Here is a 14,562-nt window from a genome sequence, read left to right on the forward strand (position 1 = left end):
TGCTTGCGTTTAATTGTTACCCATCTCTGACCTTAGGCTTTCATCTAATCGTTCCAGATTGAATATGATCCGTTTTTGTTCTCGAATGATTCTAATGACAAATGAAGTATTTGTTTTAAGAATATTCCTGAACTCCATATTTTCTACGATTGCCTGATAATCGTTTGGTACAATGCCCTCTCCGTTATCCGAGTTGGCACTAGCGTCAAAATTTTTTGTTAATTCTGGGATTATGGTGGTATAGTAATACTGCTGGTATCCTGATATCAAGTCTTCAAGGTGTCTCGTTCTCATTTCGTAGGTCAAAGAGACCAAGTACCGGGTGGAATCACTCAAAAATTGCAAACCATGTTCTTTTGCATTTTCGAATGCACTATATCTTATATTGGCAGGCCATATTGCGAAAGCTTTAACAAAGTGATAGTCCAGCGAATCATGATTCGCTAAATCTTGAGTTAAGTGTTCAAGTAGGATTTGGCTGGACCGCTTTGCAGTTTGGTTGCCTTTCATCCTAACGTTCATTCTGGATAGCTCATCTTGAATGCCAACCAGTAACTCGGATTGCAACTCCGATTCAAAATTCCGATCCTTTCTATTTTCGTTCCAGTTATTCAAAGCAAAGGCCCCCAGAATACCCATGGTAATCACAATCATCTCGAGCAGGTATTCTGCCCATTTCTGTTTTAAAGTTTCAAGGAGTTTTCTCATCGGCGGGACTGGTTATTATCTTGTTCTGATAAAGAAATGATGGAATCAATTAAAGTCATCAGCTCATTCGACTCATTGTTTAATCTAACCCATTTTGCAATAACGAGCCCCAAGTCTGCTCTTCTCGACCAAAGCAATTTTTCCAGTTTTATTTTCACTTTATCTGACACCTCATACTTGACAGCTCTATGGCTATGCAAGGCTGGTTCACTGAGATAAAACTCCTGATAGAAAGGCCACCAGTCCTGTAGGTTGTTTTCTTCTTCTTTGTAATCTTCGAATTGGTCGTTCCAGACCAATAAGGATTTTTTAAGCGAATCATTTCTTACAAGATCTATTTTCCCTGAATAAATTAATGCATCAATACTGCTATTGCTTGGGTCAAAAGATGCGGGTAAAAAGACCTTATCGTAGATTTCAAAAATCGCATTCCAATTTTCATTGGTAATTGGGAACATTTTACGGATGCTATCTGCTAGCTCAAATTGCTCAGTGTATGTTGCTAAGATTTCCTGAAATTGCTTTTTGTTTGTTTCAAATTCTACATGAACATCGTTCAAATAAGCAACTTCCAAACGTTCATTTTTATTCTCTTCATTCCAATTATTCAAGGCAAAAGCACCTAAAATACCTATGGTGATCACCAGAATCTCCAGTAGATACTCCGGCCATTTTTGGGAAAGTGTGGTGAGGATACGTTTCATTCTAATTCAATATTTATTAAATCTATAAGTGCTTCAGCTTTCTGTTTGACACCTTTTCATAAGCCGAATAAATATGATATTAAACTCCATCAGGTTCTTTAAGTGAAAGCGATATTCCGTCGATTTTTTCAGTCGCTCAACATCCACAGGTATCTGACATCCCTCATAATCCGGACTAGTTGAGTCTGCGAAGAAGCCTTCAAAAAATGATGGGTCTATGGTTTTCAATTTCATCAACAGCCACTCATTGTAAATCCGCTCCATATCGTCGTGATAATCGTACGTATTCTCATAAAGGTGTACCAGCACATTTTTGAGGCTATCATTGCTTAAAATGCCAACACCATTCGCTTTAAGTGTCTCAAAAGCCTCATCGTTTGAGACAAAGGCAGTAAAAACATTTGTTGCTGCAAAATCAAGGCAAAGAGAGTCCACAAAGGGGTCATCAGACTTGAGCCAGTTAAGGATCTTATGCTGTGAGTTTACCGACTTTTGATGTTGTAAAATATTGTAATTAAGGTCCCTCACATCCTTCTCCAGACCAATTTTTACTTGCTCAAGAATATTTCTCTCGAATATTCTTTCTTTTCGGTTTTCATTCCAATTGTTAAGAGCGAAAGCCCCAAGGATACCAATGGTGATGACCAAAATTTCAAGTAAATACTCTGCCCATTTTTGTGAGAAGGTGGTAAGGATTCTTTTCATTCTTCCAGTTGCAATATTTCCAACAATTCAATCGTGTGATCTTGCGCCTCTTTCAATGTAATAGCCAATACATACTCGTATTCTATTTTGGAACCCAGCAGTGACAGCAGCTGAGGTCCCAACTCTGAAAGCGTTGCTTCTGCCCACAGTTCCTTAACTACTTCGCTCTCAATTTCCATCAGGTTTCTAAAATCGATGGGGTATTTCTGAGCAAATTGATTACTGCTTTGGATGTATTGATTAAACAAAGGAGACGTTACATCGAGTGCCCTTTTTTGCACAGTGGCCAACTGTTCCAAAGAGCGTCGCTGATCGTTTGTGAAGAGGCCGATGTGTCCTGAAGATACCATAGACAAATAAGTACCAGAATTAAAATGTCCGATATCAGAGGTGAGAAATTCAAATTCCTTGCTCGCAACTTGAACGAAGGAGTCAATTGTTATTTTAGAGCCTAAGAGTCTTCTCTTTTGCGCTATTGTTTCCGGTAAGCTTTGTTTCAAAGAACGCAATCTTTCCTCTACCCGTGCAGTATCCGCTTGGAGATCAAGAATTAGCGATTCTTTGTAGCTTTCTTTCAGTGCTATATCCTTTCTATTCTCATTCCAATTATTCAAGGCAAAGGCCCCTAAAATACCAATCGTGATCACAAGAATTTCGAGCAGATATTCAGGCCATTTTTCGGCGAGGGTTTGAAAAATTCGCTTCATTGATTTGAAATTTCTTGTTCAATCGTTTTGATAATCTTATTTCCCAGCTCAATGATTGCTTTTCCATCCCTGACATTAAAAGCAAGATTCGCTTTTCGATGTGCCAGCACATCAAGGAAGCGCCTGTCGGTAAAAAGTCCTTTATAATTACTCGGAAAGTAATCATCTGATAGATTTCCATGAATTTTACTGAAAGCCCAGTTTTTGTAGAGATTATTGGCCAGGACATACTCGGAAAGAACTTGTGTTGTAAGTGACATTTGGTTTTCAATGCGATCTTGCTCTTCCAGCATCTCGGCCACCAGCCATGGCCATTTTATCAAAGTTTCTTTGAGCTCACTATTCGAAAGATTAATGATTCCTCCGGAACTAAAGAGCATATCCAGACTACTAAACTCATTATTAAAACGATATGAAATATAGAGGTAACTCAATAGACTATCCAGTTCGTTATTTCGATTCTCATATTCTTTATTTTCAATTCTCAGATAGAGGGTGTCAATGACTTGCAGGATATTTGACCTTACTTCCTGAATGGTTTTTATCTCCTCAACACGTGTTTCAAAGTCGCTTCTAAGATTGGTCAGTAGTTCTATTTCTTGTTTTCTTGTCTTTCGATTCTCATTCCAATTATTCAATGCAAAAGCACCAAGAATACCAAAGGTGATAACCAGAACCTCAAGTAAATACTCAGGCCATTTTTGGGAAAGGGTGGTAAGGATGCGTTTCATCTTATTTCTAATTGATATTGATTTTAGAAGACAGGAGATTCCTGGTTTCAATTGTCTTCTGAAGAATTAAATTATGCAAGGAGATGACTGAATTCATGTCTGCAGCCAAAGTGGTTATCACATTCTTGAACTCATCATTACCTTTCAGTAATTCAAAATCATTGGGAATTTTTTCAAGGGGTGTTACTCCTCCTCTTAGGTGTTTGAAATAAATTCTGCTCGACTCAATGTACATCGCATTTTGATGTTCTCCGGCAGCTTTGAAATGGCCATAGTATTGGTCGTATAACTCAATAACCTTATTCCTAACCTCCAGATCAGAAATTACATTGAAGCCCATCGACTTAATAGATTCGTAGGCCAAGCGCTGTGGATCAAAGCTTGCTGATCGATTCGAATATCCAAAATATACCTTCAAACTATCGTGGTATACAGACTCTTCTGAATCCAGGATTTCTATTAAAACATTTAGTCTTGCATAGATCGTGGAGTCAAAAGCAATGACTCTTTTCATCTGATCTACATTTTCACCTAAATCATGATGCATTGCGACAAGGAGCTCATGCTCGGTTTTCCTTGCCTTTGAAGCTTCATTCCAGTTATTCAAGGCAAAAGCCCCCAGAATACCAATGGTAATAACCAATATCTCAAGCAGGTATTCCGGCCATTTTTCTTTAAGGGTGGTGAATATGCGTTTCACTTAGGGTAATTGATTTTTGACATAATTGATAATTTCTTCTTGCAGATCGGCCAGTTCTTCTGCCCGTTTTAGGATGATCGTTGCATTCAAGCTTCTCATGAACAGGTGATTTTCAAAAACAGGATCTGATAAGATCACCATGTGATTGGAATTGAATTTACTCTGTGTTGAAAAGTAATTGTAATCGCCCCTAATATTCTTCAACTGATAATGTTGACTTAAAATGGGGTATATAAAGTTGAAATAGAGATTATAGGTAATCTGTGTTGAGTAATGATACTCCTCTAATTTATTAGACCAGTTTGAAAGGAGTCTTTTTAATTGATCATCTTGAATATCTTCGATAATTGATGATGTTGCTGTAACGATGGAGGGCTGATATTCAGGAAGGTAAATTACGGCGTATATCAGCGAATCAACATTTTTAAGATCATCCATTGTTGGCTTAGGCCCAATGATTTCTGCTAGTTGTAGCAATTTTGAATCTACAATACGGTGATCATTAATTTTCAGCCTTAAAGCTTCCTGATTGAGAACAAATTCGTTTTTAAGATTGATCAAAAATCTTTCATTCTCAAAATTCGACTTTCTATTCTCATTCCAGTTATTCAACGCAAAAGCGCCGAGAATACCAATCGTAATCACCAGAATTTCGAGAAAATACTCTGGCCATTTCTGAGCGAGGGTGGTGAAGATGCGTTTCATATTGACATTTGAATAAATTAACTACAGATCTTTAATCGTTTTTAAACCAGCACTTTTATCGGATGACTCAAGAAAATTTCTGAAATCCTCAGAGAAAGCACCTCTTCGAACTGCCCACCACTCCTGAACACCATTTTTATGAAAATAAGAGGTTACGATGACTTTATGACTTAACCACAAGTCATCATCAAAAACGCCAATCCTGTTCTGATAAAACATATTTTCATTTTGTCGGAAGTATTGAATGAATAGGTAGTTGGAAGTGCGTTTTCCTGTTTCATCTAACTCATTCCAGGATTCCGAAGCTTCTTCAAACAGCATCCCAAGTTTTTCGTTTTCTGCCAGCATCCGAATGAACTCAATGTTGGTATTGTTAATCACATCATTAGATGTTGCTCGTACGGTCTGCGTGTTCACATGGGTCTCATACCCAAGAAATACCAGTGATATGATTAAACCGATTGTCCCGACGGAGTTGGCTATTTTTTCAAATTTCATGCTATTAATATTCTAATCGTTCTAATACCTATGACAGTCACGAGTATCTCGAGAAGGTATTCCGGCCATTTTTGGGTGAGGGTGGTGAGGATTCGTTTCATCTAATTTTCTCTCTGATGATTGCTAATTTCCTCGAGAATTTTCTTACCACCATCCCTGAAATCTGCAAGTTGGGATCGGTGAGCATCCAAGGCTAGAGCATAATACAATATCTTCTTTTGAAGTATTTTGTTTTCAGCTACATCGTCAGCAAATCCCTCCAGACCCTTACCTGACATCAAATCCAAGAACCAGTCTTGAGCACTTAAAAACTCAAAAAAATCTAGGAAAACGTTCTTCAGCGCTTCCAATTCCACTTCCACTTCATCAGACTTCTCTGAATAAAAATTACTAATCGCATTTGACAAAGAGTCATTACTGTCTATGTCTAATGCGATCGAATTTTCAAGAAGTATCAAGCATCGTTTCTTAATTCTGAGATCGTCAAATCCCGTTAGTGAGGTGAAGTACTTTCGATTCGAAGAGATTTCTTCCTTTGATACACTTTGCGTTATAAGCGCTCTCATGTAGGTCAATGAAGTATCATAGTCAGCAATGATATTTTCCATCTCGCCAATGGTAAATTCCAAATCATTTTCAATCAGTTCATAAATCTTTGCTGTTTCCTTTTTTTTCTGAACATTTTCATTCCAATTATTCAAGGCAAAAGCTCCAAGAATACCAATCGTTATGACCAGGATTTCGAGCAAATATTCCGGCCATTTTTGGGAGAGGGTGGTTAGGATTCGTTTCATTTTGAGAAATTACTCCCCTCCTTGGAGGGGCAGGGGGTGGGTTTTTATCCAATGATCAATTTCATTCAATACCCATTTTATTTTTGTTTTAACATCAATATCGTGAAATCTCAAGAAAAGTATCCCCAGAGATTCAAGTCTTTTTTGGCGCGATCGATCTTTTTCTGGCTTATCTTCATTGTTGTGACTGTTACCATCGATTTCAATTGCGAGCATCAAATCCTTGCAATAAAAATCCACTATAAATTCATCTATTGGAATTTGTCTGCTGAATCTAACCCCCAGTTGCTTATTCTTCAATTCTTGCCAAAGCAGCACTTCACTTAACGTCATGTCCATTCTGAGTTTTTTCGCTAGAGGAATTAGTCGAGGATTATATGGAATTATTTTTCGCATGATAGTTCGCAATTATTTTATGAGGAGTAATTACCCACCCCTTTATCCCCTCCAAGGAGGGGAATTGGTTACGCCATTTTTGATAGAAGGTGATTAAGATGCGTTTCATAGGCAGAAATAAATATAACCAATGTCAACCTGACTCTGCCATTCATGTAAGCAGGCCTGACACTTTCTCGGTTTTTCCCTACCTTTCTTAATCCTATCAATCAGAATTATTCCTAATGTTAAAAAAATCGATTTTTACCCCTACACTATTATTCATTCTGTGTTTGTCAGCTATTAGCGTTCATGCTCAGAAAAAAGATGAAGAAAAGAAACCTCCTGTTTATGATGTAGCCTGGAACAGTTTATCATTTCGTTCCATCGGACCAGCTTTTACCTCAGGACGTATTGCAGACTTTGCTGTCAACCCTAATAATTCAAGTGAATTTTATGTAGGCACAGCGGCAGGCGGAGTATGGAAAACCACCAACCGGGGACTCAGTTTTGACCCAATCTTCGACGACCAGGGCTCCTACTCCATTGGCGTGGTTGAAATGGATCCCAACAACCACAATGTCATTTGGGTAGGTACCGGAGAAAATAATAATCAGCGAAGTGTCTCCTATGGGGATGGCATCTACAAAAGTGTGGATGGAGGGAAAAGCTGGGAGCACAAGGGACTAAAGAATTCGGAGCACATTGGGATGATTGCCATTGATCCAACCAATTCAAATGTCGTGTATGTAGCAGCAACCGGACCGGTTTGGAGTGCAGGGGGTGATCGAGGGCTGTATAAAACCACAGACGGTGGCGATAACTGGGAGAAGATTCTGGACATCAGTGAGCATACTGGAATTCATGAAGTGCACCTTGATCCCAGAAACTCTGATGTGATCTATGCAGTAGCACACCAGAGAAGGCGTCATGTGTTCACCTACATCAGTGGTGGGCCAGAGTCGTCCGTATACAAATCAACAGACGGAGGAAAGAACTTCAGAAAAATTGTCAAAGGACTTCCGGGCGGTGATCTGGGTAGAATCGGGCTGGACATTTCTCCCGCCAACCCCGATGTGATCTACGCAGTGGTAGAGGCACAGGAAGATAAAGGAGGATTTTATAGATCAACAGACCTTGGTGAGTCTTGGGAAAAAAGAAGTGACTATTCGTCAAGCGGGAATTATTATCAGGAGGTGATTGCCGATCCTGTAGATGTAGATCGTGTCTATGTCATGAATACGTTTGCCGGCGTTTCTTATGATGGGGGCACAACTTTTCAAAATGTAGGAGAAAAGAATAAACACATCGATAATCATGCATTGTGGATAGATCCAAACAACAACAATTACCTACTCAACGGAAATGATGGTGGCGTCTATGAATCCTGGGATCAGGGGAAAACCTGGCGTTTCTTCCCCAACCTACCGGTGACACAGTTTTATAAGCTAGGCGTAAGTACAGATTACCCGTTTTACTATGTGTACGGTGGTACGCAAGACAATTTTACACTAGGCGGCCCATCTCAAACCACTGAGACCACAGGCATAACCAACCGAAACTGGTTTGTGACGACATTAGGTGATGGTTTTGAGCCGCATGTGGATCCTGAAAACCCGGATATTATTTACAGTCAGTCGCAGTACGGCAACCTGTCGCGCTTCGACCGGAAGACCGGACAAACCCAAAATATTGTGCCTCAACCGCCGGATGGAGACTATTCCTACAACTGGAACTGGGATGCGCCTCTGCTAATCAGCAGCCATGATAACAAAAGACTTTACTATGCTTCTGACCGGGTACATAGAAGTGATGATCAGGGACAAAGCTGGAAAGAAGTAAGTGGCGATCTGACGAGGCAGCTTGATCGAAACAAGCTTCCTGTCATGGGCAAAGTATGGCCAATGGATGCCGTGGCAAAAAATGCTTCTACTACCCAATTTGGTAATATCGTTGCTATTGCCGAGTCTCCATTGGATGAAAACCTACTTTTTGCCGGCACGGACGATGGCTTGGTACATATCTCCTCAGATGGGGGTGAAAACTGGACGAAGTATAGTGATTTTCCCGGCGTGCCTGATATGACGTATGTCAATGAAATCATTGCTTCAGCACATGATAAAAACACCGTTTATGTAGCTCTCAATAATCACAAACGGGGTGATTTTAAGCCGTATCTATTGAAAAGCACCAATCTTGGACAAAGCTGGAGCGCTATCAATGCTAACCTTCCGGACCGTGGTTCGGTTTATGCTATAGCAGAGGATCCCGAGGCTCGAAACCTGCTGTTTGTAGGGACAGAGTTTGGATGCTACACCACGCTGGATGGTGGGGCGTATTGGCAAAAATTATCAAAAGGATTGCCGACCATTGCTGTACGTGATATCAACATCCAGAAAAGAGAAAAGGATTTGGTGCTGGGCACTTTTGGACGTGGCTTTTACATCATGGATGACTATTCAGCCCTGCGTGATTTGTCGAATGAGTTACTGGAAAAAGAGGCACATATTTTCCCGGTTTCAGAGGCCTTACAGTATGATCCATACAGTCCAATAGCGGCAAGCAAAACGATCTCCTGGTTGGGGCCAAAAGGATTTCAGGGTGAGACCTATTACCTGGGAGAAAACCCTCCGTTTGGTGCAGCTTTCACGTATTACCTAAAGGAGAAATACGAGACGCTTGAAGAAAAGCGAGAAAAAGAGGAGAGTGAGAAAAGAAAAGATGGGGAGACCGTTTACTATCCAAGCTATGAGCAGCTTCAAGCTGAGAAGGACGAAGAGAAGCCTTTTCTGATCTTCACGATTAAAGATGCAAATGGTGAATTTGTAAATGAAATTAGAAGCAGTGTGTCAGAAGGAATTAATCGGGTGTACTGGGATTTGAAATATCCATCGATAGATGAAGTAAAAACCAACTTAGCTGACCCAACGAAAAATCTTTCTTCAGGTATCATGGTGTTACCGGGTAGGTATACAGTTGAGTTATCGAAAAGCATTAATGGGGAAGTGACGCAACTGGTAGAACCGGTTTCGTTTGAAGTGAAAACACTGGATAATCAAACCGTACCACTTTCTGATCCCGCCGCTATGTTGGCCTTTCATCAGCAGCTAATGAAGCTGTCAAAATCAGCAAACGGTGCAAGGAGTGCGTATAATCAATTACAAGAGGCATTGAAATATTATCGGGCAGCAGCTCGGGTTGTAGACAGCCAATCATTGAATGAAAGGCTGGATGAGCTCGAAGGAAAGCTTGAAGAAATTCAGACCATCATGTTCGGAGATCCGATCAAGCGGCAGTTGGAAATAGATCAGGCACCATCATTGGCGAGTAGAGTAAACACAGCTATATGGACAGGCACCTCTAGTTTGTCAAACCCTACGGAAACTTCGAAGCAGGTGAAAAATATTGCCGAAAAATACATGGATCCTGTAGTAGCCAGTTTGAAGCAGATTATGAGTGAAGATGTACCTGCGATCAATGCAGAGCTGGATGCGAATCAGGCACCATGGACGCCAGGTAGGGTTATTGAGATTAAAGACTAAGTGATAAGCAGCAGGGTTTTAAATCCTGCTGCTATCTGTTAGGTATTCAATAAAATTCAACAAACCCATTTCGAATCTGATTTAGGAGAAACCATTAGAAGACTCTCAGGTTAATTACATGTTCCTTATTCTTAACAAAAAGATTCATTTCAATGCTAAAGGCAGTATTTAAGTTTTTCTTCAAATTAAAAGGATGGGAACTTATTCAACCTGCGCCCAGCGAAGCATTTAATTGTGTCATGATAGCGGCTCCTCACACGAGCAATTGGGATTTTGTTTATGCCATCAGCGCTATGGATCAGCTGGGGTTAGATCCGAGATTCACCATAAAAAAAGAGTTTAATGTACCTGTATTAGGACGAATGATCACGAATCTGGGCGCACTTTGGATTGATCGTACGGCAGCTAAGAAAGGTGGCATGACACACTACATGGCTGCTTTGTTCAAAGAAAATGATAAACCCTTGACGGTAGTAGTGACACCTGAAGGGACGCGTTCTCCCGTATCAAAATGGAAGACAGGCTTTTATCACGTCGCGCTAGAGGCTGGTGTTCCTATCTGTTGTTCATTTATGGATTATGAAAAAATGCAGACCGGAATTGGGATGTGCTTTATGCCCAGTGGTGTGCTGGCTGATGACATGAAGCTGATCATGGACTACTATAAAGACGTCAAGGGCAAATTTCCAGAGAATTTTGTGACAGATGAGCGTTACAGCTAATCGTTTACAACTGATTAAAAATCTCCTGAAATAATTTGCATGAGCTCGATGGTTTCGCCATCAGGCCCGCTAAAGAATATGGTCTTGGCTTTTATGTCTTCCGTTTCTACAAGAGATAAAGGTCTTAACAGAACTCCTCCAGCCGCCAACACTCTTTCGCTTGCTGCTTCAATGTCCAGTACTTCTATCCCCAGATGATTAAAGCTCGCTTTGGTATTTTCAGCTAGATGATCGGATCTTTCTCCAATTTCAAGCAAGAATTTTTGACTTGGAAATCTTAAAAGCGAGAGATAGATATCAAATTCATTTGTTTCGCCACCAATAGGTGTACGCTTAATCTTTTTTATTTCTTTGCTCACCTCCAAATCGAATGCAGTTGTGTAGAATGATACAGATCGATCCATATCAGCTACGGTTAGATAGACATGATTGAACCTTGGAATAGCTGCATCTTCAGATATACTCGATTTGCAACTGCAAAAAAGGATGGGAAGACTTATGATAAATAGTGCTTTATACACTAGAGTCCATAAAGACCTGCTAATTGATAAAATCATGGTGGGTTAATACGTTAGGTTGTGAATACTTAAATCTAATCAATATGGCATTCAAAGCTGCAATGACTTAAATTGAACACATGAGACTAATCAGCCTTTTTTCAATCCTACTATTCATAAGTTGCAGTACAGGATCGTTTAGCAAACGAATCATACAGCCCATCAATGGGTACGCTCAAATGATCGTCATCGAGCAAAATGGCGTTAAGACACTCCATATCTCCGGTCAAATCGGTGAAGGCGAAAACCTGGAAGCTCAAATGCGAGACGTGCTGGATAAGTTATTGGTTTTGCTGGAATCAGAAGGCGGAGGATATGAGCATCTCGTAAAAATAAACTCCTACATTGTCGATTATCAACCCGAAGACTTGGCTGTTTTCCGAAACGTCCGAAAAGAAATATTCACAGCTCAGATTACACCAGCAAGTACGTTGGTTGGTGTTACATCTTTAGCACTGCCTGATTGGCTCATAGAAATTGATGCTGTTGCTGTCATCGATTGACACACTGTAGTCGTTGAGATTGAAAAAAAAGTACAGGAAAAGAAAGCAAGAGCAGTCCGATTGATCTCATTGGGTGATTCGGTTGGTTCCTGACTTTACCGGAAAATGGGGAGAAGGGCAATTGATGAGGTTTACTTACTTTCTGTCTTGACACAGAAAGTAACAAAGAGGTCAAGGCTGAGAATCCATTTGCTACGATTTCGATTAGAGTTCCTAATGAAATCCAAACTCGTCCTTCCAGTCCTCAAACAGCGGATTTCAATCCCAATCCGTGCAAAATCGAAATCGCTTAACGCAAATGTCTTCAAGGCCACTTTTTGGCGCCATGCGCCATTGGGCAAACCCATGAGCGCCGGCAAGGCCAACTCTCCGGGCGTGCGTAGGAGTGAATGGACTTTTAGGCTGAAGCGGCCGTAACGCGTAAGCCGTTTAAAAAGGACAGAGCGGGTGGATAGGTTTAGAGTTGGCGAAGGCTTTTGTCTACTTTTTGCCTAAAAAGTAGAAGCCCGTCCGGCTTGAGGACATCAATCCAACAACTGACTTATCAACGACACACTAAAAATCGTCAACCCTGACGAGCCCTTCTTCGTCGTACTGTCGGGATTTCCCAAAAAGATTCGAATTTGGATTGGAATTCGGGATTAGTTTAACAATTGAAATATTAAGCTGAGGGAAAATATGGTGAGTCCCGACGAACCTCCTTTGTCGGTTATCTGGACTAACAATTTTCCGCATCGACATCTTTTCATTGATTTTTATTCCGTGCGTTCCTAATTAAGGAGTTGTGAGATTAATGAAACGCTGAAAATTGTAAGCATAAACCACCCGATAAACCCTTGAACAATCGCCAGGTACCTCGGCAGACCTTTGATCGGTATTTCACCAAAACCAAGCGTAGTGAATGTGTTGATGGAGAGCATCACCGCATTGAGTACTTTAATGAAGAGGTCGTAGAGCAGGGCTATGATGAAAGCTCCGAATACCAAAACGTACTTCAGCCATTTTTTGGATTTGGGTGTCTCTTCCCAGGTTCCCTTTAATACATCCACTCTGCTTAAAAACCAGGATGAGATTTTGCTTCCAGAAACCGCCCATCGGTATAGCGGAAAACCCGCAGTTATGAAAAATCGGGGAACCCGTTGACCCTTTTCATGAAGCAGTTTTTTGAAGTCTTCATAAACCAGTAGCTCACCTTTCTTATCCTCCATATATACTTCATGCATACCAGCTTTGCTGTCTACGTATTTCAAGAAAAAACCAAAACGATGCAGGATTCTATTTTTACCGTGACTGTCCCAGCTATTGGGGAAGAATAGATAAATCGCAGCAAAGAAAATGATCACATAAACTCCAAAGACAATGGCCTTGGATGGCTCGGTCCCGTAATCCGAGAAGAGCTTTAGGAACTGATTGACCTTCCATTTAAAATAGGTCCGAAAGGTAGGACCTTGACTGTATAGATATGCCAGCCTTTCTGTCTCCAAATCTTTCAATTCTATAAACACACTGTTCGCCCATGTCGTGTTTCTTTGTAACTTATATAAATCTATAAACTGTCCCCTAACTTCCATTTCCCTTTGGAAAACCATCTCCATTTCAACTCGGTATTGGTTAAATATTTTTTCCATTACCTCCGGTGTATACATGTTGTCATAAATGGTCGAGTCGGCATAGTTGTCTTCTAGAAATACAGCCAATGGGGAAGATGTGTTGACAATTCTGTTGGCTAAGTCAGGCCATGAAATCTGGTGGGTCCGCTCAAGTGTCAGTTGCCAATAAACGTATGTTGGGAGTCGGTTATTCCTGATGATTATGTCCTTACAACCTTCATGATGTATGTAAGCCCCTTTGCCAACAATGAACTGGTTGTTGATGATAATAGAAGACGATTCGGAATCATCATTTTCAACCTCGATAACTTGCCAATACATTAATTCACCCATGTCTAACACATTCTCCTCCAGTACAATTTGAGAGCGTGGATGTCTTGCCCCCAGAATAACTCCCCATGGATTATCACCATCCAGATCACTAAGGTCAATTCGGTTATTGATTAATTGAAACTCAAACGAATGCTCCGGGTTCGCATCGCCAATAAAGCCCATCACGTAGTTTCGAAATTCAGAGCTAATTACTCTGGTCCTACTTCCACCACCATCTTCTCCAAACCCTTCTATGTTGTAGAGTTCGAATTTCCCTAAGAATAAACAGTGATAAAACTGTAAGCCACTCACATTACTGAGATCTACGTCTCTGTTGAAGCGAGCCGTATTGAGAGAAATATTTTCGTCGAAATAGACATTGTGAAGTGAGACTTCACTCTCAAAAATCAGACTGTCAGGGAGGGCACTGACTCTTCTTTGATCAAAAGGAGAAGTATCAAAATACCGACTTTCTGCTGATCGATTAATGGATATGTAAGCATTTTCAAGGCGGTATACCGAATCAGCCGTAGACTGGATTTGAGCCACCAACTCGCTGATTGAAAGTGTATCGATTTTTACCTCCTGCCCGAAGAGCTGAAATGAGAAGATGATAAAAACAAGGAAGATATTTCGCCGCATATTGCCAGGTTAGTTTGCTCAAATTACCTGAAAACAGGGAGAAGGAC

The 14,562-nt window shown here is 40.6% G+C and carries 15 protein-coding genes; 3 read left to right on the forward strand and 12 right to left on the reverse strand.

The genetic code is table 11. The annotated features are described in order from the left end of the window. Positions 1-9: 9 nt before the first annotated feature. The 10 genes from ACOMC3_RS16470 to ACOMC3_RS16515 form a co-directional block, all read right to left on the reverse strand. The gene (locus ACOMC3_RS16470) at positions 10-708 is read right to left on the reverse strand and encodes a hypothetical protein (RefSeq protein WP_420316982.1); all 699 of its coding nucleotides are present in this window, start codon (positions 706-708) and stop codon (positions 10-12) included. Beyond that, positions 705-1,412, reverse strand: coding sequence for a DUF6090 family protein (locus tag ACOMC3_RS16475; RefSeq protein WP_420316983.1), 708 nt, complete (start codon positions 1,410-1,412; stop codon positions 705-707). The genes ACOMC3_RS16470 and ACOMC3_RS16475 overlap by 4 nt, the downstream gene beginning before the upstream one ends. Before the next feature lie 33 nt (positions 1,413-1,445). Next, on the reverse strand, positions 1,446-2,117 hold the full coding sequence (locus ACOMC3_RS16480) for a DUF6090 family protein (protein ID WP_420316984.1): 672 nt from the start codon (positions 2,115-2,117) through the stop codon (positions 1,446-1,448). Then, on the reverse strand, positions 2,114-2,824 hold the full coding sequence (locus tag ACOMC3_RS16485) for a DUF6090 family protein (protein WP_420316985.1): 711 nt from the start codon (positions 2,822-2,824) through the stop codon (positions 2,114-2,116). The genes ACOMC3_RS16480 and ACOMC3_RS16485 overlap by 4 nt, the downstream gene beginning before the upstream one ends. Beyond that, the gene (locus ACOMC3_RS16490) at positions 2,821-3,555 is read right to left on the reverse strand and encodes a DUF6090 family protein (protein ID WP_420316986.1); all 735 of its coding nucleotides are present in this window, start codon (positions 3,553-3,555) and stop codon (positions 2,821-2,823) included. The genes ACOMC3_RS16485 and ACOMC3_RS16490 overlap by 4 nt, the downstream gene beginning before the upstream one ends. 7 nt (positions 3,556-3,562) lie before the next feature. Next, entirely contained in the window at positions 3,563-4,255 is a 693-nt protein-coding gene (locus ACOMC3_RS16495) for a DUF6090 family protein (protein WP_420316987.1), read from the reverse strand. Further along, positions 4,256-4,960: a hypothetical protein gene (locus tag ACOMC3_RS16500; RefSeq protein ID WP_420316988.1), complete on the reverse strand. Its 705-nt coding sequence runs from the start codon at positions 4,958-4,960 to the stop codon at positions 4,256-4,258. Positions 4,961-4,981: 21 nt separating this feature from the next. After that, complete coding sequence (locus ACOMC3_RS16505) at positions 4,982-5,458, reverse strand: hypothetical protein (RefSeq protein WP_420316989.1); 477 nt, start codon at positions 5,456-5,458, stop codon at positions 4,982-4,984. A gap of 101 nt (positions 5,459-5,559) precedes the next feature. Beyond that, the gene (locus tag ACOMC3_RS16510; RefSeq protein WP_420316990.1) at positions 5,560-6,252 is read right to left on the reverse strand and encodes a hypothetical protein; all 693 of its coding nucleotides are present in this window, start codon (positions 6,250-6,252) and stop codon (positions 5,560-5,562) included. Between the two features lie 9 nt (positions 6,253-6,261). Beyond that, on the reverse strand, positions 6,262-6,648 hold the full coding sequence (locus ACOMC3_RS16515; RefSeq protein WP_420316991.1) for an endonuclease domain-containing protein: 387 nt from the start codon (positions 6,646-6,648) through the stop codon (positions 6,262-6,264). A gap of 272 nt (positions 6,649-6,920) precedes the next feature. On the opposite strand from ACOMC3_RS16515, the gene ACOMC3_RS16520 reads away from it, so the two are divergent. Both ACOMC3_RS16520 and ACOMC3_RS16525 read left to right on the forward strand, forming a co-directional pair. Continuing rightward, complete coding sequence (locus tag ACOMC3_RS16520; protein ID WP_420316992.1) at positions 6,921-10,169, forward strand: WD40/YVTN/BNR-like repeat-containing protein; 3,249 nt, start codon at positions 6,921-6,923, stop codon at positions 10,167-10,169. A gap of 152 nt (positions 10,170-10,321) precedes the next feature. After that, the gene (locus ACOMC3_RS16525) at positions 10,322-10,891 is read left to right on the forward strand and encodes a 1-acyl-sn-glycerol-3-phosphate acyltransferase (protein ID WP_420316993.1); all 570 of its coding nucleotides are present in this window, start codon (positions 10,322-10,324) and stop codon (positions 10,889-10,891) included. 14 nt (positions 10,892-10,905) lie between these two features. Here the strand turns inward: ACOMC3_RS16525 and ACOMC3_RS16530 are convergent, their stop codons facing one another. Then, complete coding sequence (locus ACOMC3_RS16530) at positions 10,906-11,448, reverse strand: VOC family protein (protein WP_420316994.1); 543 nt, start codon at positions 11,446-11,448, stop codon at positions 10,906-10,908. An 80-nt stretch (positions 11,449-11,528) separates the two neighbouring features. On the opposite strand from ACOMC3_RS16530, the gene ACOMC3_RS16535 reads away from it, so the two are divergent. Continuing rightward, a complete protein-coding gene (locus ACOMC3_RS16535; protein ID WP_420316995.1) occupies positions 11,529-11,951 on the forward strand; it encodes a RidA family protein in 423 nt (140 codons plus the stop codon). Between the two features lie 770 nt (positions 11,952-12,721). On the opposite strand, the gene ACOMC3_RS16540 is transcribed toward ACOMC3_RS16535, so the two are convergent. Further along, entirely contained in the window at positions 12,722-14,515 is a 1,794-nt protein-coding gene (locus ACOMC3_RS16540) for a potassium channel family protein (RefSeq protein ID WP_420316996.1), read from the reverse strand. Positions 14,516-14,562 lie beyond the last annotated feature (47 nt).

Origin of the sequence: Ekhidna sp., from assembly GCF_965212185.1 — a bacterium.
Taxonomy (GTDB): domain Bacteria; phylum Bacteroidota; class Bacteroidia; order Cytophagales; family Cyclobacteriaceae; genus Ekhidna.

What these genes read in the sequence shown, in the direction of transcription:
- ACOMC3_RS16470 (WP_420316982.1), bottom strand. Translation starts at nt 708, where the DNA reads ATGAGAAAACTCCTTGAAACTTTAAAACAGAAATGGGCAGAATACCTG.
- ACOMC3_RS16475 (WP_420316983.1), bottom strand. Translation starts at nt 1,412, where the DNA reads ATGAAACGTATCCTCACCACACTTTCCCAAAAATGGCCGGAGTATCTA.
- ACOMC3_RS16480 (WP_420316984.1), bottom strand. Translation starts at nt 2,117, where the DNA reads ATGAAAAGAATCCTTACCACCTTCTCACAAAAATGGGCAGAGTATTTA.
- ACOMC3_RS16485 (WP_420316985.1), bottom strand. Translation starts at nt 2,824, where the DNA reads ATGAAGCGAATTTTTCAAACCCTCGCCGAAAAATGGCCTGAATATCTG.
- ACOMC3_RS16490 (WP_420316986.1), bottom strand. Translation starts at nt 3,555, where the DNA reads ATGAAACGCATCCTTACCACCCTTTCCCAAAAATGGCCTGAGTATTTA.
- ACOMC3_RS16500 (WP_420316988.1), bottom strand. Translation starts at nt 4,960, where the DNA reads ATGAAACGCATCTTCACCACCCTCGCTCAGAAATGGCCAGAGTATTTT.
- ACOMC3_RS16505 (WP_420316989.1), bottom strand. Translation starts at nt 5,458, where the DNA reads ATGAAATTTGAAAAAATAGCCAACTCCGTCGGGACAATCGGTTTAATC.
- ACOMC3_RS16510 (WP_420316990.1), bottom strand. Translation starts at nt 6,252, where the DNA reads ATGAAACGAATCCTAACCACCCTCTCCCAAAAATGGCCGGAATATTTG.
- ACOMC3_RS16515 (WP_420316991.1), bottom strand. Translation starts at nt 6,648, where the DNA reads ATGCGAAAAATAATTCCATATAATCCTCGACTAATTCCTCTAGCGAAA.
- ACOMC3_RS16525 (WP_420316993.1), top strand. Translation starts at nt 10,322, where the DNA reads ATGCTAAAGGCAGTATTTAAGTTTTTCTTCAAATTAAAAGGATGGGAA.
- ACOMC3_RS16530 (WP_420316994.1), bottom strand. Translation starts at nt 11,448, where the DNA reads ATGATTTTATCAATTAGCAGGTCTTTATGGACTCTAGTGTATAAAGCA.
- ACOMC3_RS16535 (WP_420316995.1), top strand. Translation starts at nt 11,529, where the DNA reads ATGAGACTAATCAGCCTTTTTTCAATCCTACTATTCATAAGTTGCAGT.
- ACOMC3_RS16540 (WP_420316996.1), bottom strand. Translation starts at nt 14,515, where the DNA reads ATGCGGCGAAATATCTTCCTTGTTTTTATCATCTTCTCATTTCAGCTC.